This window comes from Bacteroides sp. ET489, assembly GCF_030518095.1.
In the GTDB taxonomy this organism is placed as follows: Bacteria; Bacteroidota; Bacteroidia; order Bacteroidales; family Bacteroidaceae; genus Bacteroides; species Bacteroides ndongoniae.
In genome coordinates, this window is record NZ_JAULLJ010000116.1 from 1 (window position 1) to 901 (window position 901).

Consider the following 901-nt stretch of genomic DNA (forward strand, 5'->3'; position numbering starts at 1 on the left):
AGAAGCTGTTTTGATTTCATTCGATAAATTTGTTAAGCATGATTTGGATGAATGCGATTTGTACCATGGCTTCCGCAGTTTCAGCGAGGAATTCATAATCGATGGTTAGCCTTCTGAAGTTTTCCAGCCATGAGAAAGAGCGTTCCACAATCCAGCGCTTAGGCAGAACTTGAAACTTGGTTGGACATTCGTCCGGCCTGAGCACGACATCCAATACCCATCCGAATTTCTTCTTGACCCAATCAGCCAACTTTCCCTTATAACCACCGTCTGCCAGGATTTTCACCAAGCGCGGGAATTTATAAGCAAGTTTCTCTATGACTTGCGGAGCGCCTTTGCTGTCATGCAGGTTGGCTTCATGGATTGCGACGGCTAACGGAAGACCAAGCGTATCGACAATTATGTGCTCTTTCCGCCCCTTGATTTTCTTGTTCCCGTCTATACCGCGGTCAGAATCAACATGATGGGAAGTCTTCACACTTCTGGAATCCATGATGCCAAGGCTGGGGCTTTCCTGACGCCCTGCCTGTTTACGGATGAAAGCGTGCAAGGTATCCATCACCTCTTCAAACACGCCTTCAAGCTTCCATTTACGGAAATAGTAATAGACGGTTTGCCAAGGGGCGAAGTCAGAGGGAAGCATACGCCACTGGCAGCCGGTCTTGTTGATATAAAGGATTGCATTCATTATCTCTTTAAGAGAATGTTTTCGGTTCCTCGCTTGCGGTTCTAAAATATTTTTTATAACTTGCCACTGTTTTTCAGTCAGGTCGGTTGGATAGTGTGTCATAACTTTATAGTTTGGTACCTTTAAAGATATAACATTTTTCCAATTGGCCTGCTGATTTCAAATTTTAAGGAGACTGTAACATTATTCTTGAATCAATTCAAAACAGTTTCT

Annotated in this window: 1 protein-coding gene; it reads right to left on the reverse strand. The window is 43.7% G+C overall.

Going from position 1 to position 901, the window contains the following annotated elements; all coding sequences use genetic code 11:
- Positions 1 to 16: 16 nt before the first annotated feature.
- A complete protein-coding gene (locus Q3C19_RS18260) occupies positions 17 to 790 on the reverse strand; it encodes an IS5 family transposase (protein WP_071148388.1) in 774 nt (257 codons plus the stop codon).
- Between the last annotated feature and the right edge of the window lie 111 nt (positions 791 to 901).